Origin of the sequence: Ideonella sp. (genome assembly GCF_041918995.1) — a bacterium.
Taxonomy (GTDB): Bacteria; Pseudomonadota; Gammaproteobacteria; order Burkholderiales; family Burkholderiaceae_C; genus Ideonella.
The window spans coordinates 18,514-38,984 of record NZ_JAYRUN010000022.1 but is presented as its reverse complement, the minus strand read 5'-3'; the positions used below and the strand labels follow the sequence as shown (position 1 = coordinate 38,984).

The following is a 20,471-nucleotide window of genomic DNA, read 5'->3' as shown; positions in this document are numbered from 1 at the left end:
GTCCCGTGCGGGCCTCTCAGCCCAGCCGGGCGGGCAACACGCCGCGCAAGGCGTTGCACACGACCACGGCCTGCGCGCGCTCCACATCGGCGCGCGTGAGCCGGCGCTCGGCGGCGCCCCAGGCGGGGTCGTCCAGCAGCGCGCCGCGCATCACGCCGGGCAGCACGCCGTCGGCCAGCGGCGGTGTCCACCAGCGGCCGTCCAGGCGCACGAAGACATTGCTGCGGCCGCCCTCCAGCAGCACACCGTCGTCGCGCAGCAGCAGGCTGTCGAAGGCACCGGCGGCCACCGCCGCCTGCACCGCGCGGTCGTAGGCCGCGCGGTCGGTGGTCTTGTGGCCGGCCAGCGGCCGCGCACGCGGCAGGGCCTCGTTGGCCCAGCGCAGGCGCACGGCACCGTCCGGCCCGGTGGGCAGGGCGTCCAGCGGCGCCATGTGCCAGCCGAAGCGGCCGTCACGGCCCAGGGTGACGCGCAGGCGCCATGGACCGTCGGCCTGCCGCCCCGCCGTGACGGCCGCCAGGCCGGCGGCGAACGCCGCGTCGTCGAAGGGGAAGCCCAGGGCCGCCGCGCTGGCCGCCAGCCGCGCGACATGGCGCGGCCAGAGCGCCACGCCCCCGTGCGGCGTCCAGCGCAGGGTCTCGATGAGGCGCACGCCCGGGTCCATGCCCGTCAGGAAACGCGCCTTCAGCCGGCACTCGCGGCGTTCGTCGGCCGCCACGCTGTCCAGCACGATCCCGGCCCCCACGCCACAGGCCAGCGGCCGGGTGCCGTCGTCGCTCGCCTCGCCCAGTGTCAGCGTGCGGATGGCCACCGACAGGCAGCACGCGCCGAGCGACTGCCCCGGCTCGGGCGCGTCCACCCACCCGATGGCCCCGCAGTACAGCCCGCGCGGCGAGCCCTCCAGGGCCCGGATGAGCTGCATGGTGCGGTGCTTGGGCGCCCCGGTGATCGAGCCGCAGGGAAAGGTGGCGCGCAGCAGGGCCGGCAGGTCCAGGCCGGGCCGCGGCCGGGCTCGCACGGTGGACGTCATCTGCCACACCGTGGCGTAGCCTTCGGTCTCGAACAGCGCGGGCACCTGCACCGAGCCGGGCACCGCGACACGGCCCAGGTCGTTGCGCAGCAGGTCCACGATCATCAGGTTCTCGGCGCGGTTCTTGGCATCGGCACGCAGCCAGGCGGCGGCGGCCGCGTCGGCCCCCTCGTCACCCGGGTGGCGCGGGGCCGTGCCCTTCATCGGCCGGGCCTCCAGCCAGCCGCCTGCATGGCGCAGGAACAGCTCGGGCGACAACGACAGCACCCAGCGCGCGGTGGGCTCGCCCGGCACGGGCGGCAGCGCCACCAGCGCACCGTAGGCCACCGGCTGACGGGCCCGCAGCCGGCGGTACAGCGCCACCGGCTCGCCGAAGGCCCGGCCGTGCAGTCGGTCGGTGAAGTTCACCTGGTAGGTCTCGCCGCGGCGGATGGCCGCGTGGATGGCCTCGATGGCCTGACCGAAGCGGTCGTCGTCGATGGCCTCGCCGATGTCCAGCACCCCGGCCGGCCCCGGTGCCTGATCCGGCGCCTCATCCGGCGCCTCATCCGGCGCATCCCCCGGCGTGCCCGGGTGCTCGGCGGCCGCCAGCCACCGGGCGGTGGCCCGGGTGTCCAGGTGCTGCAGCTGGCGGAACATCAGCACCCGCAGTCCGCCGACGGCCGCCGCCCGGGCGGCGCGCCAGCCCTCGGCCGGCCCGGCCTGGCCCAGCGCCACGCCCCATTCGTAGTCGGCCAGCAGCACGGCATGCAGTCCGGCCCGCTGGTCGGCCTGCACGGCGGCCCAGGTCGCGTCCAGGGCCTGCGGCGTGGCGGCACGGTGCTCACCGGCCAGGCCGGTGTACAGGCGGCTGCGGCGCGGCTGGCCGGCCGCGCCCAGGTCGTCCAGCAGCGCGAAGGGGGCGTGCACGGCCGCTCAGGCCACCGGCCCGGCCACCTGGCGGGCGGCACGGCGCGCGCGCCACGCCCCGGCGATGACGATGAGGCCGGGAACCAGGATCATGGCCCAGATGATCTTCTCCAGGTGTTCCTTGACCCAGGGCACGTTGCCGAACAGGTAGCCCGCCACCGTGAGGCTCACCACCCACAAGGCCGCCCCGCCGACGTTGTAGGCGGTGAACCGGGCGCGGCCCATCTCGGCCACGCCGGCCACGAAGGGCACGAAGGTGCGCAGGAACGGCATGAAGCGCGCGAGCACCAGGGTGATGCCGCCGTACTCCTCGTAGAAGGCGTGGGCGCGCACGAAGGCCGCGCGGTTGAACCAGCGCGACTGCTCCCAGCCCCAGACCCGCGGCCCGACGAAACGACCCACGCTGTAGTTGCACTGGTCGCCCAGGGCCGCCGCGGCGAACAGCAGGCCGATGGTGGTGGGCAGGTCCATCAGCCCCACGCCGCACATGGCGCCGGCCACGAACAGCAGCGAGTCACCCGGCAGGAAGGGCATGACCACCACGCCCGTCTCGACGAAGATGATGAGGAACAGCAGGGCGTAGACCCAGGCGCCGTACTGGCCGACGAAGGCCGCGAGGTGCTGGTCGACATGCAGGATGAAGTCGATCAGGAAGGCGATGAGTTCCATGGCGGGAATTATCCCCAGGGCCGCGCGGCGAGGTTTCTACAATCCGCCAATGACCGACCTGGCCCTTTCCCCCGGCCCCGCCGAGCCGGCCGCGGCCGCGCCGCGCCGCGCCATCCGCGAGCTGCCCGACGAGCTGGTGAGCCAGATCGCCGCCGGCGAGGTGGTGGAGCGCCCGGCCTCGGTGGTGCGCGAGCTGGTGGACAACGCACTGGACGCCGGTGCCGGCCAGGTGACGGTCAAGCTGGTGTCCGGCGGCATCCGCGCCATCGTGGTGGAAGACGATGGCGGCGGCATCCCGGCCGACGAGCTGCCGCTCGCGGTGAAGCGCCACGCCACCAGCAAGATCCGCACGCTGGCCGAGTTGGAAGGCGTGGCCACCATGGGCTTTCGCGGCGAGGCCCTGGCCGCCATCGCCTCGGTGAGCGAGATGGCCGTCGTGAGCCGCACGCCCGACGCGCCCCACGCGCACCGCCTGGACGCACGCAGCGGCGAGCTGCAGCCCGCGGCCCGCGCGGTGGGCACCAGCATCGAGGTGCGCGAGCTGTTCTTCAGCACGCCCGCCCGGCGCAAGTTCCTGAAGAGCGCCGCCACCGAGCTGGCGCACGCGCTGGAGGCGGTGCGCCGCCACGCCCTGGCGCGGCCCGACGTGGGCTTCGCCGTGTGGCACGACGGCAAGCTGGTGGCGCAGTGGCGCCGCGCCACGCACGAACAGCGCATGGCCGACGTGCTGGGCGCCGAGTTCGTCGAGGCCAGCCGCGCGGTGGACCTGCCCGCCGGCCCCATGCGCGTGATCGGCCGCGCCGGCCTGCCCGAGGCCGCGCGGGCGCGCCCCGACCACCAGTACGCCTACGTGAACGGCCGCTACGTGCGCGACAAGCTGGTCGCGCACGCGCTGCGCAGCGCCTATGAAGACGTGCTGCACGGCCAGCGCCAGCCGGCCTACGTGCTGTTCATCGACATCGACCCGGCGCGGGTGGACGTGAACGTGCACCCGACGAAGATCGAGGTGCGCTTCCGCGAGTCCGGCGAGGTGTACCAGGCGGTGCGCCGCGCGGTGGAGGCCGTGCTGGCCGCCACCGGCGGCAGCCCGCTGGGCCGCGCCCTGGGGGCGGAGTCCCCACCGGGAGCCGCCCCGGCGTCCACCCTGCAGCCGCCCACGCCGGGCGCCCCGGTGGCTCTCGGTGCAGGCCAACCCGTCGGCGGTGAACCGCCGACGGCCCTGCCCCACGCGCCGCAGGCACACGCCTGGGCGGTGCCGCCCACCGCCTGGCAGCAGCGCCTGGGGCTGCAGGACGTGGGGCGGCTGTATGCGCCGCTGGACGCGCCGCAGGCGCGGGCCCTGCCCGCCGGTGAGGCCCCCGCGGCGTGGTCGGCCCCGGCCCCGCCCGTCCCGGAGCCGGCACCCACGCCAGCGGCCCGTGCAGCGGCCGCGTCCCACACGGACGCGGCATCCGCCGACTGGCCGCTGGGCCGGGCGCTGGCGCAGGTGGGCGGCGTCTACGTGCTGGCCGAGAACGCCCACGGGCTGGTGGTGGTGGACATGCACGCGGCCCACGAGCGCATCGTCTACGAGCGCCTCAAGGCCGCGGCCGACGCCGCACCGCTGGCCGCCCAGCCGCTGCTGATCCCGGCCACCTTCGCGGCCACGCCGGCCGAGGTGGCGGTGGCCGAGGCGCGTGCGGTCGACCTGTCCGCCCTCGGGCTGGACGTGTCCCCGCTCGGCCCCACCACGCTGGCCGTGCGCGCCCGCCCGGCCGCCCTGCCCGACGCCGACCCGGTGCCACTCGCCCGCTCGGTGCTCAAGGAGCTGGCCGAACTGGACGAGGCGGACGCGGGCCGCCTGCTGGCGCGCGCGCGCGACGACCTGCTGGCCACCATGGCCTGCCATGGGGCCGTGCGCGCCCACCGGCGTCTCACGCTGGAGGAGATGAACGGCCTGCTGCGCCAGATGGAAGCCACCGAGCGCGCCGACCAATGCAACCACGGCCGGCCCACCTGGCGCCAGGTCACGATGAAGGAACTGGACGCGCTCTTCCTGCGCGGCCGCTGACATGACCATCCGATCCGACCGCCAGATCCAGCGCCCGCCGAAGCGGGGCACCCCGCGCGCCGAGGCCCCGTCGACGCAGGCCGGCCCGGCCCGGCCCCAAGGCGCACCGACCGGCCCGGCGCGCAAGCCGGCGCCGGCGCCCGCGCGGGCCGAGCCGGGCGAAGCGCGGCGCGTGGCCCGCGGGCCGGCGGCCCCCCCCGTGCGGGCGGAACGCGCTGCGGCGCCTGCGACACCACGCACGTCCACCGAGGACGGCATCCGCCTGTCCAAGGCCCTGTCCGACCGGGGGCTGGCCTCGCGCCGCGAGGCCGATGACTGGATCGCCGCCGGCTGGGTGAAGGTGAACGGCCAGATGGCCGTGCTGGGCCAGCGCGTGACGCCCGACGCCCGCATCGAGGTGGACCCTGCCGCCCACCAGCAGCAGGCCCGGCGCGTGACCATCCTGCTGCACAAGCCCATGGGCTACGTGTCGGGACAGGCCGAGGACGGCTACGAGCCCGCGAGCGTGCTGGTGACCGCCGCCAACCGCTGGAAGGACGACCCGATCCGCCGGCCATTCCACCCCGGCCACGGCCGCCACCTGGCGCCCGCCGGTCGGCTGGACATCGACTCCACGGGGCTGCTGGTGCTGACGCAGGACGGCCGCGTCGCACGGCACCTCATCGGCGAGGACTCCGACGTGGAGAAGGAGTACCTGGTGCGCGTGGAGTACCAGGGCCAGGCCCAGGCCCAGGCGGTGTTCCCGCCGGAGGCACTGCAGCGCCTGCAGCACGGCCTGTGGCTGGACGGCAAGGCGCTCAAGCCCGCCAAGGTGAGCTGGGCCAACGAGGACCAGCTGCGCTTCGTGCTGCGCGAGGGCCGCAAGCGCCAGATCCGCCGCATGTGCGAGCTGGTCGGGCTGAAGGTGGTGGGCCTCAAGCGCGTGCGCATCGGCAGCGTGGTGCTGGGCAAGCTGCCCGTGGGCCAGTGGCGCTACCTGCGCGACGACGAACGGTTCTGACGTTCACCGGCGCGGCGCGCCGGTGAACGTCTGCCTCACACCGCGAGCAGGTCCACCTCGAAGACCAGGGTGGCATCCGGCGGGATGACGCCCCCGGCGCCGCGGCGGCCGTAGCCCAGGTGCGGCGGGATCACCAGCACCCGCCGGCCACCCACGGCCATGCCCTGCACGCCCTCGTCCCAGCCACGGATGACCATGCCCGCGCCCAGGTCGAACTCGAAGGGCTCGTTGCGGTCCTTGCTGGAATCGAACTTCATCCCGCGCTGGTCGGGGCGGCTGGCGTCGAACAGCCAGCCGGTGTAGTGCACCGTCACGCTGTGGCCGGCCTGGGCCACCTCGCCCTGCCCCACCACCACGTCGGTCACCTGCAACGCCGCGCGCTCCGGCGTGGGCAGCAGCTCCACCTCGAACACCAGCGTGGCGTTGGGCGGGATGACGCCGCCGGCGCCGCGCGGGCCGTAGCCCAGCTCCGGCGGGATGGTGAGCACGCGCGTGCCGCCCACCTGCATGCCCTGCACGCCTTCGTCCCAGCCGCGGATGACGTGGCCGGCGCCGAGCGCGAACTCGAAGGGCTCGCCGCGGTCGCGGCTGGAATCGAACTTGCGGCCCCGGCCATCGGGCGCGGTGGGGTCGTGCAGCCAGCCGGTGTAGTGCACGGTGACGGTCTGGCCGGCGCGGGCGGCTTCGCCGGTGCCCGCGACACGGTCGTCGATGTGCAGGCCGGGGGTGGAGCTCATGGGATGTCCTGGGTCCGGTGATGACAAGCCGGCCATGATGCCATCGGCTGCGCCCAGCGTGCGGCCCACGCCTGGGTGGCGGCGGCCAGCCAGGCCGCCCCGTCGCTGGCGGGCAGGCCGGGAGGCAGGCCCAGCACGTCGCCCGCCGCCCGCAGCGCGGCCAGCGGGTCGGCCAGGTCGAGCGGCTGGGCGCCGTTCTGCTTGGACAGCTTCTGCCCGTCGGCCGCCATCACCAGCGGCGTGTGCAGGGTGCGCGGCGCGGGCACGCCCAGGGCCGCCTGCAGGTGGATCTGGCGCGGGGTGTTGTCGGCCAGGTCCTCGCCGCGCACCACGTCGGTCACCCCCTGGTCGGCGTCGTCCACCACCACCGCCAGCTGGTAGGCCCACAGCCCGTCGGCCCGGCGCAGCACGAAGTCGCCCACCTCCGCCGTGAGGTTCTGCCGGCGCGCGCCCAGGCGGCGGTCGTGCCAGTGGATCCAGCGGTCCGCGCCGCCGGGACCGTCGGTGCGCAGGCGCCAGGCCCGCGCGGGCCGCCCGCGCAGGCCGCCGCGCTCGGGCCGGCAGGTGCCGGGGTACACCCGCTCGCCGTGCCGCTGGTGGGCCAGGCCGCGGGCCGCGAGGGCCTCGTCGATGTCGCGCCGGCTGCAGGCGCAGGGGTAGGCCAGGCCGGCCGCCACCAGCCGGTCGAGCGCCGCCTGGTAGCCCGCCTCGCGCCGCGACTGCCAGGTCGGCGGCTCGTCGGGCAGCAGGCCGCAGCGGGCCAGCTGCTGCAGGATGGCCTCGTCCGCACCGGGCACGCAGCGCGGCCGGTCCACGTCCTCGATGCGGACCAGCCAGCGGCCGCCATGGGCCCGGGCATCCAGCCAGCTGGCCAGCGCCGCCACCAGCGAGCCGGCGTGCAGCCAGCCGGTGGGCGACGGCGCGAAGCGGCCGACGTAGCGGGCCACGGCGCGTCAGCCCAGCCCGGGCTGCGCCGGGTGGTGCCGCTCCAGCAGCGCGCGCCGGGTGGCGGGGCTCTCCAGCTGGGTCAGCCACCATTGCAGGGCCAGGCCCTGGGGCGCCTTCTTCGGCTGCGGCACGGCGGCGCTGCGCCAGGCGTAGGCCATGCCGGCGAGGCGGCGGCTGCGCCTGACGGACTTGGTCACCAGCCGCCCCACGCGCAGGTGCTCGCGCACCAGCGGCTCGGGCACGAAGCCACAGCCCAGGCAGCGCAGCTGGGCCTCGATCTTGGCCTGCATGCTGGACACGGTGAGCACCTCCTGCCCCGGCAGCAGGTTCACCGTGATGGGCGCCAGCCGCATCGCCGAATCGGCTACCGCCACGGCGCGGTGCTGCACGATGAGGTCGTCGGTGAGCGGCTCGGGCGCCGCTGCCAGCGGGTGGTGCGGCGCCACGACGAACACGAAGTCCAGCTCGCCCAGGGGCTTGAGCTCGATGCCCGGCGGCGCCGGCATGTCGGCCGGCACGCCCAGCGCCAGGTCGGCCTGGCCCGAGACCAGCGCCTCCCAGGTGCCGGCCAGCACCTCCGTGCGCACGCGCAGGCGGGTGCCCGGGCCACCGGCCAGGGGCGCCCCCTCGCCCAGGTCGCCGCCCGGCCGCAGGGCATAGAAGGCCTCGCACAGCTCCAGCACCGTGAGGCGCGAGAGCACGTCGTCCACCGCGATGGTGAGCTCGGTCTCCCAGCCGGTGGACACGCGCCGCACGCGCTGGGCCACGGCTTCCATCTCCGCCAGCAGGCGCCGTCCCTCCCCCAGCAGTTCCTCGCCGGCGGCGGTGAGCTGGGCCTGGCGGGAGCGGCGGTCGAACAGCAGCACGTCCAGGGCGTCCTCGAGCTGGCGCACGCTGTAGGTGAGCGCAGAGGGCACCTTGCCCAGCTCGCGCGCCGCCGCGGCGAAGCTGCCCGTGCGCGCGATGGTGTCCATCATGGCCAGGGCGTCCGGGGTCAGCGCATTGCGTCGGGGAGGTGTCGTCATGGGCGGTGCAGGGGGCGCTTCATGTTATTTGAAAGCTCGCTTCAAGCCCTGGCCGCCCCGGCACGCACACCGCTGCCTACAGTGGGGCCATCGCCACCCACCCCGGAAGGAGCCCCCCATGATCACCCTGCGCAAGGCCGAGGACCGCGGCGTGGCCGACCACGGCTGGCTGCACAGCTTCCACACCTTCTCCTTCGCCGAATACCACGACCCCGCCCACATGGGCGTGGGCAACCTGCGTGTCATCAACGACGACACCATCGCCCCGGGCACCGGCTTCGGCACGCACGGCCACCGCGACATGGAGATCGTGAGCTACGTGCTCGACGGCGAGCTGGCCCACCGCGACAGCATGGGCAACGGCACCGCCATCCGCCCGGGCGAGGTGCAGCGCATGACGGCGGGCACGGGCGTGCGGCACAGCGAGTTCAACCATGCCGACGGCCGCGCCACCCACTTCCTGCAGATCTGGCTGCTGCCCTCCCGCCCGGGCCTGCCGCCCGGCTACGAGCAGAAGGCCTTCGGCGAATCGGCCAAGCGCGGCCGGCTCGCGCTCGTCGCCGCCCCCGACGGCCGCGAGGGCGCGGTCACGCTGAACGCCGATGCGTCCATCCGGGCCGGACTGTTCGACGGCGACGAGCGCGCCGAGCTGGCGCTCGACCCCGCGCGGCTGGCCTACGTGCACGTGGCCACCGGCGAGGTGCGCCTGAACGACACGCATGTGCTGAAGGCCGGCGACGGCGCCACGCTGGACGGCGAGGCCCGCCTCGTCCTGAGCGACGGCCACGGCGCCGACGTGCTGGTGTTCGACCTGGCGCGGCCCTGACGCCCGCGCCCGGGCGGCTAGGATGCGGGGCATGAACCTGAGCCTTGCCGCCCTCGGCGTGATCCCGCTGGCCGACTGGCTGGCGGTGCTCACGCTCTTCGCCGCCTGGGCCGGCTACGCGCGCTTCGCCAAGCGGCTGGCCGGCCGCCGCCCGTCCATCCTCGGCTCCACCAACCGCGTGCGCCGGCAGTGGATGTGGCGCACCACCACGCGCGAGAACCGTGTGGTCGACGGGGTGGTGGTGCAGAACCTGTCCACCAGCCCGTCGTTCTTCGCCTCGACCACCATCCTGATCATCGGCGGCCTGCTCGCCGCGCTGGGGGCCACGGAACAGTCGATCGACTTCGTGCGCGAGATCCCCTTCGCCGCCCGCACCTCGGCGCTGGTGTTCGACCTCAAGCTGGCGGTGCTGGCGGCCATCTTCGTGTACGCCTTCTTCCGCTTCACCTGGAGCATGCGGCAGTACACCTTCGGCGCGCTGCTGGTGGCCAGCGCGCCGGGGCACGACGCGCCCTGGACGGACGCCGAGCGCGACGCCTTCGCCGACCGCGCCGGCCGCGTGATGGGCCTGGCCGCGGAAACCTTCAACGACGGCCTGCGGGCCTACTACATGGCGTTCGCCGCCATCGCCTGGTTCGTGTCCGCCTGGGCCTGCCTGGCCGCCACCGCGTTCGTGGTGGGCGTGCTGTACCGGCGGGAATTCCACTCCGACGTGCTGGCGGTGCTCAACGAGGGCTGAGCGCCGCCGCCGCGCCCTCAGGCCGCGGCGCCCGCCAGGCGGAACACCGCCACGCTGCGCACCAGGCGGTCGGCCTGCGAGCGCAGGCTGTCGGCCGCGGCCGCCGCCTCCTCCACCAGCGCGGCGTTCTGCTGGGTCACCTGGTCCAGCTGCGACACGGCCGTGCCCACCTGCGCGATGCCCTGGCTCTGCTCGGCCGTGGCGGCGTCGATGTCGCCCATCAGGTCGTTCACCCGGCCCACGCTGCGCAGGATCTCCTCCATGGTCTGTGCCGTGGCGCTGACCTGCTCGCCGCCCTGCGCCACCTTGGCGCTGCTGTCGCTGATGAGCTGCTTGATCTCCTTGGCCGCGTCCGCGCTGCGCTGGGCCAGCGAACGGACCTCGCCCGCCACCACCGCGAAGCCGCGGCCGTTCTCGCCGGCCCGGGCCGCCTCGACGGCGGCGTTCAGGGCCAGGATGTTGGTCTGGAACGCGATGCCGTCGATCACCCCGATGATCTCGCCGATGCGCTGGCTCGCACCGGTGATGCCGTCCATGGTCTGCTGCACACGCACCACGGCGTCCGAGCCCTGGCGCGCCCGCTCGCTGGCCTGCGCGGCCAGCTGCGCCGCCTGGCGCGCGCTGTCCGCATTGGTCTGCACGGTGGCCGTCAGCTGCTCCATCGAGGCCGCCGTCTGCTGCAGGTTGGAGGCCTGCTCCTCGGTGCGCTGCGACAGGTCCGCATTGCCGGTGGCGATCTGCGTGGTGCCGGTGGCGATGGCATCGGCCCCTTCGCGGATGCCCGCCACCACGCCGGACAGCGCCGTCTGCATGCGCTGCATCGCGGCCAGCAGGCTGGTGGACGGCATGCCGTCGGCCACCTTCACCGCCACGCCCAGGTCGCCGGCGGCGATGGCATTGGCCACCTCCGCGGCATAGCCCGGCTCACCGCCCAGCTGGTGGACCAAGCGCCGGACGACCCAGGCGCCGCTGGCCAGGGCGAGCAGGATGGCGGCGATGGAGCCGCCGACCATGGTGGCACGGGCCTGGGCATATTCCGCGCGGGCGGCTTCTGCGGCCGCGTCCGCCGCCTTGTCCTGCACATCGGCCAGCTCGCCCAGCGCGAGCATCCACTGCTTCTGCGGCCCGGCCACCTGGCTCATCAGCAGCGCGGTCGCCTCCTGGGCGCGGTTGGCCAGGCCCAGCTCGATGAAACGGTCGTTGGCCGACCGCACGGCCGCCTGCAGCGTGCGGACCTGATCGAGCAGCTGGCGCTCTTGTGCACTCACGTCGTCCCTGCCGCCGAGCATGGCGCGCAGCTGCTCCTCGGCCTTCGCGTAGTTCTCGCGCGCATTGTCGATCACTGCCTTCTCGGCACGCATCTCCGGCTCGGTCTCGAGCAGCGCGATGTTGCGCGACGCGATGGCCACCTGGTTGGTCGCCACGCGCATGGTCACCACCAGCGCGTCCTGGCGGTTGTAGGTGTCCACCACCTCGTCCAGCCGCGCCTGCACGGCGGCCATGCCCTGCACGCCCACCACGGCGATGCCCACCAGCATCGCCAGGGTCACCCCGAATGCGCCGGCCAGTTGTGCCCGCACGGTCCACTGCTTGTTGCCCACGTCGTCTCCCTGAGTCGCTCACCGCCGGGCCACCGTGGCCCGCGTGGTGCCGTTATCGACGGCGGCCTGAGGGGGAAAAGCGCCCTGACGCCTGGCTGACCGCAAAGTTGACGCGGATCAACCGCGGTGCCGGCGGGCCGTGAAGGCATCACGCCACGGGCGGCCGCGCTCAGCGCAGGCCCAGGAACTCCTTCACGGGCTGCACCGAGGCCACCGGGTCCTCCTCCTGCGGCACATGCCCCAGCGCCGGGAACACCACCAGGCGGCTGTTGGGGATGTCGCGCGCGAACTGCTGGGCCGTGGCCGGCGGAATGAGCCGGTCGCGCCCGCCCCACAGGATGAGCGTCGGCATGGCCAGGCGCCCCAGCCGGTCCACGTCCCGGCCCATCTCCAGCTGCTGCATGCGAAAGCCCAGTGCGCGCCGGTTGCCTTCGCGCAGCGTGAGCTCGTAGTAGCGGTCCACCAGCTCGTGGGTGATGCGCGACGGGTCGCCATAGACGCTGTGCAGGCTGCTGGCCACCACGCCGCGCAGCAGGAACCACTCGCTCAGGCGGTTCACCACCGGCAGCCCGGCCAGGCGAAAGCCCAGCGGCAGGTCCTGCGGCTCGAAGCGGTGGCCGGAGGCATCCACCAGCACCAGGCGCTCCACGCGCGCCGGCGCCAGCGAGGCCACGCGCCAGGCCACCTCGCCGCCCAGCGAGTTGCCGGCCAGCACCGCCCGCGGCAGCTTCAGCGCGTCCATCACGTCCAGCGTGAAGCGGGCCAGCGTGTCGCCGCGGTAGTCGTCGGCGGCGTAGCGGCCGGTGAAAGGGCCCGTCAGCCCGAAGCCCGGCAGGTCGAAGCGGATGACGCGTCGCTGGCCCTTGAGCGCCGCGGCCCAGCCCTCCCAGGTGTGCAGGCTGGCCGAGGTGCCATGCAGCAGCACGATGGGCGCCGGGTCGTCGCGCGGGCCCTCGTCGCGCAGGTGCACGACCTGGCCCTGCACCTCGATGAAGTCCGACGGGGGGGGCGCCCAGCGCGCCACCAGCGTTTCCACCGCGCGGTCGGGGGCGCGGGCCAGGGGCACGGCCAGCGCGGTCAGCATCAGCAGCACGCCGAAGGCGCGCCAGAGGAGCAGCTTCATGGACGAGGGCGGGCGCCGGCGGCGCCGCGAGGTCACCCGGACCGGGCGGCGCGATTCTAGGAGCGGCACACCGCCTGCGGCGCAGGGCCTAGGGCGAGTCCCGTGGCCGCCGCGCGCCGGGGCCATTACCCTGCATCAAGCGGCCTTGATGCGCCCACCCGGCGCCGCCGACGCCCATGAACGCCGACACCACGCCCGACGCCACCCCACCGGCCGCCACCCCCGAGCCGGCCCCGCGCAGTGGCGCGTTCGACATCCCCTTGCGTACGCTGGGCTGGGGGGCCCCCTGGCGCTGGCTGGCCCTGGGTGCACGCGACCTGCGCCGCGCGCCGGGCATCGGCCTGTTCTACGGGGTGTGCTTCGCGGGCATGGGCTGGCTGCTGCTCAAGGTGTTCCAGCACGCGCCGGCGTACACGCTGGCGCTGTCCGCCGGCTTCCTGCTCATGGGGCCGTTCCTGTGCCTGGGCCTGTACCACACCAGCCGCGCGCTGGAGCGCGGCGAGCGGCCGGACCTGGGCAACTCCCTGCTGGCCTGGGACACGCGCACCGGCACGCTGGCCATCTTCGGCTTCGTGCTGCTGGTGCTCGAGATGCTCTGGGCGCGCGCGTCGCTGGTCGTGTTCGCGCTCAGCTTCGACGGCATGCCCGATTTCAAGGGCTCCGTGCTGGCCCTGCTGGACCCGCAGAACCTGGAGTTCATCGTCGCCTACCTGCTGGTGGGCTCGGTGTTCGCCGGGCTGATCTTCTCCGTGAGCGTGGTCGCCATGCCCATGATCCTGGACCGGTCCACCGACGCCATCACCGCCGGCCTCACGAGCCTGCGGCTGGTGCTCACCCAGCCGGGCGTGCTGCTGTGCTGGGGCGCCCTGCTCACGGCCCTGGTGGCGCTGGCCATGCTGCCGGCCTTCCTGGGCCTGGTGGTGGTGGGCCCGCTGCTGGGCCACGCCACCTGGCATGCCTACCGAGACGCGGTGGGCCCCACGCCGGGCGACCCGGCCGCGCCGCCCGCCTGAGCCGCACGCCGCGTCAGCGGAATTCGCGCTCGCGCAGCCACTTGGTGGCGACCCACTTCTCGCCCTCCCGCACCGGCGCGCCCCCGTGCAGCGTCTGCGTGCTGGGATGGGGCGCGTGGTAGCTGAAGAACACCGCGTTGCCCTTCACGGGAGCGACCTCCAGCCCCACGTCGGGGAAGGTGGTGCTGCCGCCGCGCACGGGGTCGTTCAGGTACATGACGAGCGTGCCCACCCGCTGCCCGCCGCGCGACAGGATGGTGGGCGTGCCGGGGTGCGCGGGATCGAAGTAGTCGTGGTGCGGCTTGTACTCGGCGCCCGGCCGGTAGCGCAGCACCTGCAGGCCCTCGCCGTGCGACACCGGCCAGTTCAGCAGCGTGGCAATGCGCCGCTCGATGCGCTCGCACACCGGGAACTCGCCCCGGCCGAAGAACATCCCGTCGCTGGTGCGCGCGGTGTTCACCTCGCTGCCGCCGGTCTCGTTGACCACCGTTTCGGAGCGCGCCAGGCGCGGCTCGGCCAGGGCGCGCAGCTCGTCGCACTCGGCGTCGGACAGGAAGCCGCCGAACACCACCACGCGCGGCAGCTTCATCGACAGCAGCACCTTGACCGGATGGCCGTCCACCACCACGGTGCCCGGTGCACCCTGCAGCGACGGCTCCGGCAGGGGCCGCCCGGCAATGGCCCGCCCCTGCGCCTGCAGGTGGTCGGACAAGGTGCTTTCCATGGCCTCGATGGCGACGTCCTCGGGCCAGCCGCTGCCGCGCATGGCAGCCAGCACGTCCTCGGGGGTGAAACCCGCCTGGGCCTGGGCGACGATCCAGGCACGCAGCTCGGGGGTGATGGCGGCGTGGGTGGTCATGCGCCGATTGTCGCCCGAGCCGCAGCCGCCCGGCGCGGCCCGCTCGGCCGGGGCGGGCGCGACGCCGGCCGCGCCGCGCTCACGGGCGGCGGCGCTGCCACCACCACACGGCGGCCCCCGCCAGCAGCACCAGCACGGCGGCCTTGCGCGCGGCGCCGCCCGGGTTGTGGCGCAGCTCGGCGCGGCCGCCCATCTCGGCGTAGACGTTGGGCACATGGCCACGGCGCAGGTCGTCGAGCACGCCTTCGAGCACGTCCACGCGGTCGGCCGCCAGCAGGGTGAGCCAGCGCCGCAGGTCGTTTTCGCTCCAGCCGTAGGCCTGGCGGCGGAGCACGCCGCTCAGGCCCGCCGGCGGCACGCTGGTGCCGTAGACGGGCGTGAGGCCCGGCCGCTCGGCGGAATGCAGCACCTCCACCGAGCGGCGCTGCGGTGGCGGCAGCCCGGCCGGCGGCGATTCCAGCCGGGGCGGCGTGCGCTCCATGGGCACCGCCGGGCGGTCCTCGCGCCGCCGGTCCGCCCCCCAGCCAGGGATGTGCGCCAGGCGCGCGGCATCCAGGTGCCGGTGGGCGTGGTCGCGGGCGCGCCCCTCGGTCACGGCGCGGTCGCGGGCGGTGTCGTCGGAGTCGGGTGTGGACATGGTGGAGGGTTCCTGGTCGGGGCCGCGCGTCACTGGGCGCCCGGCGGGATCAGCACGGTCTTGATGCAGCCGTCGAGCTTGCTGGAGAACAGGTGGTAGGCATCGGCCACCTCCTCCAGCGGCATGCGGTGCGTGATCACCTCGCTGGGCCGCAGGCGCCCGGCGAGGATGTGCTCGATCAGGCGCGGCAGGTGCCGCTTCACGCTGGCCTGGTTCATGCGCAGGGTCAGGCCCTTGTTCACGGCGTTGCCGATGGGCACGGCATTGAAGGTGGGGCCGTACACCCCCACCACGGACACCCGGCCGCCCTTGCGCACGGAGTTGATGGCCCAGTGCAGCACGGTGGCCGAGCCGGCCTGCATCTTGAGCTTGACACCCGTCAGCCGGTGCAATGCGCTGCCGGCGGCCTCGCAGCCGACCGCATCGATGCACACGTCGGCGCCCAGGCCGTCGGTCATCTTCTTCAGGTGCTCGGCCATGTCGCCGACACGGCGGAAGTCCACCACCTCGGCCGGCCCGTAGCGCGCCACGAAGGCCAGCCGCTCCTCGATGTGGTCCACCACGATCACCCGGCCCGCGCCCATCAGCCAGGCCGACCGGGCGGCGAAGATGCCGATCGGGCCGGCGCCGAACACCACCACGGTGTCGCCCTCGTCGATGTCGCCCATTTCCGCGGCCTGGTAGCCGGTGGGCAGCGCATCGGTGAGCAGCACGGCGTCGTCCTCCGAGATGCCCTCGGGGATCAGCGTGGGGCCCACGTCGGCCAGCGGCACGCGCACGTACTCCGCCTGGCCGCCGTCGTAGCCGCCCGCCGTGTGCGAGTAGCCGAAGATGCCGCCCACCGCCGTGGCCTCGGGGTTGGTGGCGTGGCAGTTGCCGAACAGCTCGCGGCGGCAGAAGTAGCAGGCGCCGCAGGCGATGTTGAACGGCACCAGCACGCGGTCACCCGGCTTCAGCCGCTGCACGCCGGAGCCCACCTCCACCACCCGGCCCACGAACTCGTGGCCGAAGGTGGACCCCACCCGCGTGTCGGGCACCAGCCCGTGGTACAGATGCAGGTCGGAGCCGCAGATGCACGAGCGCGTCACCTGCACGATCGCATCGAAGGGGTGCTCGATCTGCGGCTCGGCCTTGTGCCGCACGCGCACCCGATACGGGCCGCGGTATTCCATCGCCAGCATGGCGTCTCCCGGTCGCTTCAGCCTCCGGACAGCGAAGGCAATGGCGAGGGCGCGGCAACCGGTGTGCCACGCCCCGGGGGTGGACGCGGCCGGCGCGCGGCCGGCGGGGCTCAGCGGCCGCTCAGCGCGCCCTGCACCCGGTCGCGGTCGGCATACCGCTCGAAGTCGCTCATCGCGGCGTTGACGTCCTTGTTGGACATGAGCTCGGTCATGGCCATGCGGCCCAGGATGCCGAACGCCGCCTGCAGGCCCATGCTGCCCTCGCCCTCCACCACCGCGCGCGCCTCGGCACGGCAGCTCTCGGTGACCAGCCGGGTGAACAGCCCGCCCATGAAGCGCGACAGGGCCTCCTGGTCCTTGGGCGTCACGTTGGACAGCGAGCGGATCTCCGGGTGGGCGGCCATGCCGGCGAACATCCAGCGCGCCAGCTCCTTGCGCTCGCGGCCGGTGGTGCTGTCGGACATGCAGGCGCCGAAGGCCTCGGCAGCGGGGCCGGCCACGGCCGGCGACAGCGATGCGGCCAGCAGGGCGGCCAGGGTGGAGGTGCGGATCAGGCGGAAGACGGTCATGGGGTCAGGTGCCGGCGGCACCCCACAGGGCGAAGCGGCCGCAGCGGGCGCCGCGGGGCGAGTCGCCACTGTAGCCGGCGCGCCTCAGCCGTCCGACCGCTGCTTCGCCACTTCGGCACGCAAGCGGTCTTCCTGTGCACGCAGCTCCGGCGTGAGGGCTTCGCCGAAGTCCTCGGCCTCGAACACGGGGCGGATCTCGATCTCGGAGTCGCCCGGCATGGGGTTGGGGCAGCGCCGCACCCACTCGATCGCCTCGTCGAGGGACGCGCACTGCCACATCCAGTAGCCGGCGACCAGGTCGCCCGCCGGGCTGAACGGCCCGCGCACGACGGTGCGGTCCGCGCCCGAGAAGCGCACGCGCGCGCCGCGCGCACTGGGGTGCAGGCCCTCGCCGGCGAGCATCACGCCCGCCTTCACCAGCTCCTCGTTGAACCGGCCCATGGCGGCCATCATCGCCTCGTCGGGCATGGTGCCCGCTTCGCTGTCGCCGGTGGCCTTGACCATCACCATGAATCGCATGTGAACGCTCCTTGTGCCGGCGCGGCCCCTGCCACGCCTCACCCGCTCGACGATCGGGGCGAACCGGTTTCGACAGGGGCAGCCGCCGCGCCCCGTTCAGGCGGCCGAAGCCGCGAAGGACAGCTCGGCAGCCGGTGCCACCTGGATGCCGGCCGCGAAGCCCCCCAGGAAGCCGAGGGTGCGGTTGTGGTGCGCCACGGCCTGCTCGGCGGTGATGGCGCCGTCACACGTGGAATGGCCGTCCGCCACCAGCGTGACGCCGTAGCCCAGCGCGAGCGCCTGCCGCACGGTGGTGTCGACGCAGAACTCGGTCTGCAGCCCGCCGACCACCAGATGGCGCACGCCGCGCGCCCGCAACAGCGCATCGAGCCCCGTCTCGTGGAAGGAATTGGGGGTGCGCTTGCGCACGCGCAGGTCCTCGGCGCGGGCCTCCAGCCCGTCCGCCAGCTGCCAGCCCGGCGCCCCGTGCACCAGCGGCCCGTCGTCCTCCTCGTGCTGCACCAGCACCACCGGCACGCGGGCGGCGCGTGCCTGGTGCATCAGCCCGTTCAGGCGGGCGATGACGCGGTCGATGTCGTGAGCGGCGTATTCGCCGACGCACAGCGCCTGCTGGACGTCGATGACGACGAGGGCGGCGAGGGTGGCGGACAGGGGTGAGGCGGTGGTCATCGGCCGATTGTGCGGGGGCAGGAGCGCGCACCCAACCCCCCATTCCGCACGAAGTTGGCGTCGCGGTCGCCGTCCCCCCCGGCACCCCCGTCACCTCGCCGTTATGATGGACCGGCACATGCCGTTCGTGTGCGACCGCCTGGATGCGCCCATGCGCCCTGTCCCGCGCCCGCCCATCGCCGCCCCCGCCGACGCGTTCGACCGGCAGCGCGTCCGGCGGCTCTACCAGATCGCCGTGGCCGCGGCGGGCGCCTTCGGCATCCTCGGCGTGGCCAACGCCGTGCGCGGCATCGGCGACCAGGCCACGGTGCTGCTTGTTGCCGGCACGGGCTGCCTGCTGCTCGTGCGTGTCCGGCGCTGGCTCACCGCCCCCTGGGCGCCGCTGTGCGTGTGCCTGGCCTGCATCGGGGTCCTGGCCACCTGCAGCTGGCTCGGCGGCGGCCTGATGGACGCCGGCAACTACGCCTACCCCGCGGTGCTGGGCATGTGCGGGCTGCTGCTGAGCCGGCCCGCGTTCCTCGCCTGCTGCGCCGTCACGCTCGGTGCCCTCGGCATCATCGGGCTGTCCGAGATCGTCGGCGGCCGCGTGCCGCCCCTGCCGCCCGCCGTGGGCCTGTGGCACCTGCTGGACGTGACGGTGATCACGCTGGCCACCGCGTTCGTGGCCACGCTCATCCTGGACGACGTGCGCCGTGCGCTCGCCGCCATGGGCCGGCACCAGTCGGCCCTGGCGCGCGCCAACGAGCGGCTGGCCCGGTCGGAGGCGCTGTTCCGCGGGCTGTTCGATTCCGCCCCGGTGGGCCTGGCCCGGCTGGGTGCGGACGGGCTCGTCGCCGACACGAACCAGGCGCTGGCCCGTGCGCTCGGGCGCCCCCGCGCGGCCCTGGCCGGGCAGGCGCCCGCCGCCCTGTTCGACGCCCGCGACGCGGCCCTGCTGCACCAGGCGCTGGCGGTGGGGCCGGGCGCCGGCGAGCCCGGGGCCCCGGGGGCGGGCGGCGCGCCGGGGCGTGTCGAGCTGCGCCTGGCCACGGCCGGCGACGACACCCGCCATGCGCGGCTGCACGTGGCGCGCCATGGCGGCGCGGGTCCGGACGACGCGGCGGGCGTCATGCTGGCGCTGGAGGACGTCACCCAGGACCACCGCCTGCGCGCCCTGGAGCGGGCGAAGGCCGCGGCCGAGGAACGCTCGCGCGCCCAGAGCGAGCTGCTGTCGCACGTGGGCCACGAGCTGCGCACCCCGCTCAACGCCATGCTGGGCCATGCGCAGCTGCTGCGGCGCGACGGCCTGGACGGCCGCCCGGACACCGCCCGGGCGCTGGAGGTGATGGAGTCCGCCGGCTGGCACCTGGCGGCCATGATCGACGACCTGCTCGACCTGTCGCGCCTGCAGGGCAGCCCGCCCACGCTGCAGGAGCGCGCGCTGCGCCTGGCGCCGCAGGTGGCGTCGGCGTGGGCGCTGGTGGAGGCCCAGGCCCGTGCGCGCAACGTGCGCCTGGACGCCACCCGGCTCGACGCCTGCCTGGCGGTGCGCGCCGACCCCACCCGGCTGCGCCAGGTGCTGCTGAACCTGCTGTCCAACGCGGTGAAGTACAACGTCGACGGCGGGGCGGTCACCGTGGCCGCCCGTGCCCTTCCGGCGCAGGGACCGGCGGCCACCGTGGAGCTCACCGTCAACGACGCCGGCGACGGCCTGACCGCCGCGCAGCAGGCCCGGCTGTTCGAGCCCTTCAACCGGCTCGGCCGCGAAGCGGGCACCGTGCCGGGCACGGGCATCGGGCTGGTCATCACGCGCAGCCTGGTCGAGCTCATGGGTGGGCAGCTGCGGGTGCACAGCGCGCCCGGCGAGGGCAGCACCTTCGCCGTCAGCCTGCCGGCCGCGGCCGGCGCCGACGACGACCTGGTGCCCGAGCCCTCGCCCGGCGACGCATCGGCGGCGCCGCCCGACCCCGGCTATCCGGCGCGGCGCGTGGTGTACGTGGAAGACAACCCGGTGAACGCCGAGATCATGCGGGCCATCCTGCAGGCGCGGCCCCAGGTCACCCTGGAGATCCATGGCACCGCCCAGGCCGGGCGGGAGGCGGTGGAGGCGTCGCCGCCCGACCTCCTGCTGCTGGACCTGCAGCTGGGCGCCAGCCATGGCCTGGACCTGCTGGCCGGCCTGCGCTCGTCGCCGGCCACCGCCGGCGTGCCGGTGCTGGTGGTGTCGGCCGACGTGCAGCCGGCCACCCGCGCCGCCGCCCTGGCGGCGGGCGCCACCGGCTTCATCGGCAAGCCGCTCGCCCTGGGCCCCACGCTGCACCAGGTGGACCGCGTGCTCGCGGCCGACCCGGCGTCCCGCTGACCGACCCCGTCTTGCCCCCACGCGGG

The 20,471-nt window shown here is 74.7% G+C and carries 19 protein-coding genes and 1 pseudogene; 6 read left to right on the top strand and 14 right to left on the bottom strand.

Features of this window, described 5'->3' with window-relative positions; all coding sequences use genetic code 11:
* Positions 1-16: 16 nt before the first annotated feature.
* On the bottom strand, positions 17-1,939 hold the full coding sequence (locus tag ACE3UN_RS17340) for a chorismate-binding protein (protein WP_374676238.1): 1,923 nt from the start codon (positions 1,937-1,939) through the stop codon (positions 17-19).
* Positions 1,940-1,945: 6 nt separating this feature from the next.
* Entirely contained in the window at positions 1,946-2,608 is a 663-nt protein-coding gene (locus tag ACE3UN_RS17335; protein WP_374676237.1) for a DedA family protein, read from the bottom strand.
* 49 nt (positions 2,609-2,657) lie between these two features.
* On the opposite strand from ACE3UN_RS17335, the gene mutL reads away from it, so the two are divergent.
* A complete protein-coding gene (gene mutL, locus ACE3UN_RS17330; protein WP_374676236.1) occupies positions 2,658-4,658 on the top strand; it encodes a DNA mismatch repair endonuclease MutL in 2,001 nt (666 codons plus the stop codon).
* A gap of 1 nt (position 4,659) precedes the next feature.
* The gene (locus ACE3UN_RS17325; protein ID WP_374676235.1) at positions 4,660-5,658 is read left to right on the top strand and encodes a pseudouridine synthase; all 999 of its coding nucleotides are present in this window, start codon (positions 4,660-4,662) and stop codon (positions 5,656-5,658) included.
* Between the two features lie 35 nt (positions 5,659-5,693).
* Here the strand turns inward: ACE3UN_RS17325 and ACE3UN_RS17320 are convergent, their stop codons facing one another.
* The 4 genes and pseudogenes from ACE3UN_RS17320 to ACE3UN_RS17305 all read right to left on the bottom strand — a co-directional run bounded on the left by ACE3UN_RS17320 (position 5,694) and on the right by ACE3UN_RS17305 (position 8,368).
* On the bottom strand, positions 5,694-6,062 hold the full coding sequence (locus ACE3UN_RS17320; RefSeq protein ID WP_374676266.1) for an FKBP-type peptidyl-prolyl cis-trans isomerase: 369 nt from the start codon (positions 6,060-6,062) through the stop codon (positions 5,694-5,696).
* Positions 6,051-6,395 (bottom strand): annotated as a pseudogene (locus tag ACE3UN_RS17315) (FKBP-type peptidyl-prolyl cis-trans isomerase); the annotation flags it as partial. The gene ACE3UN_RS17320 and the pseudogene ACE3UN_RS17315, both read right to left, overlap by 12 nt.
* Complete coding sequence (gene gluQRS, locus ACE3UN_RS17310) at positions 6,392-7,342, bottom strand: tRNA glutamyl-Q(34) synthetase GluQRS (RefSeq protein WP_374676234.1); 951 nt, start codon at positions 7,340-7,342, stop codon at positions 6,392-6,394. The gene gluQRS and the pseudogene ACE3UN_RS17315, both read right to left, overlap by 4 nt.
* Before the next feature lie 6 nt (positions 7,343-7,348).
* Positions 7,349-8,368 carry a LysR family transcriptional regulator gene (locus tag ACE3UN_RS17305; protein WP_374676233.1) on the bottom strand — a complete coding sequence of 340 codons (1,020 nt, stop codon included), beginning with the start codon at positions 8,366-8,368 and terminating at the stop codon, positions 7,349-7,351.
* Positions 8,369-8,486: 118 nt separating this feature from the next.
* Here ACE3UN_RS17305 and ACE3UN_RS17300 point away from each other — a divergent pair, with 118 nt between their 5' ends.
* Both ACE3UN_RS17300 and ACE3UN_RS17295 read left to right on the top strand, forming a co-directional pair.
* Complete coding sequence (locus tag ACE3UN_RS17300; RefSeq protein ID WP_374676232.1) at positions 8,487-9,194, top strand: pirin family protein; 708 nt, start codon at positions 8,487-8,489, stop codon at positions 9,192-9,194.
* Positions 9,195-9,225: 31 nt separating this feature from the next.
* The gene (locus ACE3UN_RS17295) at positions 9,226-9,933 is read left to right on the top strand and encodes a DUF599 domain-containing protein (protein ID WP_374676231.1); all 708 of its coding nucleotides are present in this window, start codon (positions 9,226-9,228) and stop codon (positions 9,931-9,933) included.
* 17 nt (positions 9,934-9,950) lie between these two features.
* Here the strand turns inward: ACE3UN_RS17295 and ACE3UN_RS17290 are convergent, their stop codons facing one another.
* Positions 9,951-11,534, bottom strand: a complete 1,584-nt coding sequence (locus tag ACE3UN_RS17290; RefSeq protein WP_374676230.1) for a methyl-accepting chemotaxis protein — start codon at positions 11,532-11,534, stop codon at positions 9,951-9,953.
* 169 nt (positions 11,535-11,703) lie between these two features.
* Complete coding sequence (locus ACE3UN_RS17285) at positions 11,704-12,657, bottom strand: alpha/beta fold hydrolase (protein ID WP_374676229.1); 954 nt, start codon at positions 12,655-12,657, stop codon at positions 11,704-11,706.
* A 176-nt stretch (positions 12,658-12,833) separates the two neighbouring features.
* On the opposite strand from ACE3UN_RS17285, the gene ACE3UN_RS17280 reads away from it, so the two are divergent.
* Complete coding sequence (locus ACE3UN_RS17280) at positions 12,834-13,670, top strand: DUF2189 domain-containing protein (RefSeq protein ID WP_374676228.1); 837 nt, start codon at positions 12,834-12,836, stop codon at positions 13,668-13,670.
* A gap of 13 nt (positions 13,671-13,683) precedes the next feature.
* Here ACE3UN_RS17280 and ACE3UN_RS17275 read toward each other — a convergent pair whose 3' ends face one another.
* The 6 genes from ACE3UN_RS17275 to ACE3UN_RS17250 form a co-directional block, all read right to left on the bottom strand.
* Positions 13,684-14,529, bottom strand: coding sequence for a 2OG-Fe(II) oxygenase (locus ACE3UN_RS17275; RefSeq protein ID WP_374676227.1), 846 nt, complete (start codon positions 14,527-14,529; stop codon positions 13,684-13,686).
* A 79-nt stretch (positions 14,530-14,608) separates the two neighbouring features.
* Positions 14,609-15,166: a hypothetical protein gene (locus ACE3UN_RS17270; protein ID WP_374676226.1), complete on the bottom strand. Its 558-nt coding sequence runs from the start codon at positions 15,164-15,166 to the stop codon at positions 14,609-14,611.
* A gap of 29 nt (positions 15,167-15,195) precedes the next feature.
* On the bottom strand, positions 15,196-16,347 hold the full coding sequence (locus tag ACE3UN_RS17265; protein WP_374676225.1) for a zinc-dependent alcohol dehydrogenase: 1,152 nt from the start codon (positions 16,345-16,347) through the stop codon (positions 15,196-15,198).
* 110 nt (positions 16,348-16,457) lie between these two features.
* A complete protein-coding gene (locus tag ACE3UN_RS17260; protein WP_374676224.1) occupies positions 16,458-16,916 on the bottom strand; it encodes a hypothetical protein in 459 nt (152 codons plus the stop codon).
* Between the two features lie 84 nt (positions 16,917-17,000).
* Positions 17,001-17,435 (bottom strand): YciI family protein, encoded by a 435-nt coding sequence (locus ACE3UN_RS17255; protein ID WP_374676223.1) that lies wholly within the window; start codon positions 17,433-17,435, stop codon positions 17,001-17,003.
* A gap of 96 nt (positions 17,436-17,531) precedes the next feature.
* Positions 17,532-18,104, bottom strand: coding sequence for a cysteine hydrolase family protein (locus ACE3UN_RS17250; RefSeq protein WP_374676222.1), 573 nt, complete (start codon positions 18,102-18,104; stop codon positions 17,532-17,534).
* Between the two features lie 118 nt (positions 18,105-18,222).
* Here ACE3UN_RS17250 and ACE3UN_RS17245 point away from each other — a divergent pair, with 118 nt between their 5' ends.
* Positions 18,223-20,445 carry an ATP-binding protein gene (locus tag ACE3UN_RS17245; protein WP_374676221.1) on the top strand — a complete coding sequence of 741 codons (2,223 nt, stop codon included), beginning with the start codon at positions 18,223-18,225 and terminating at the stop codon, positions 20,443-20,445.
* Positions 20,446-20,471 lie beyond the last annotated feature (26 nt).